General features: G+C 71.1%; 1 protein-coding gene. It reads right to left on the minus strand.

The genetic code is table 11. The features are described 5' to 3' along the window. Positions 1-363 (minus strand): acyl carrier protein (locus UK12_RS33725; protein WP_045307029.1); only part of this gene is annotated, 363 nt, incomplete at both ends.

Here is a 363-nt window from a genome sequence, read left to right on the forward strand (position 1 = left end):
GAACACCAGCGTCGCCGGCAGTCGGAGACCCGTCGCGCCGTTGAGCTCATTGCGCAGCTCGACCGCCGTCAGCGAGTCGAAACCGAGCTCCTTGAACGCTCGGCCCGCCTCCACGGCAGCGACCTCCGGATAGCCAAGCACCGAGGCCACCCTGGCACACACCAGGTCGAGCAGCACCGTGTCCTGCTCGGCCTCGGAGAGTGCGACCAGGCTTCGGGCGAGGCTCGAACCGGTCGCCGCATCAGCGGAGTTGGACTCGACGGTCCGGCGAACCGGCGTCCTGACCAGTCCGCGCAGCAGCGGCGGCAGGGTGCCCGCCCGGGCTTCGGCGCGCAGCGCCACCAGGTCGAGCTGCATCGGCAC

This window comes from Saccharothrix sp. ST-888 (assembly GCF_000955975.1).
GTDB lineage: Bacteria > Actinomycetota > Actinomycetes > Streptomycetales > Streptomycetaceae > Kitasatospora.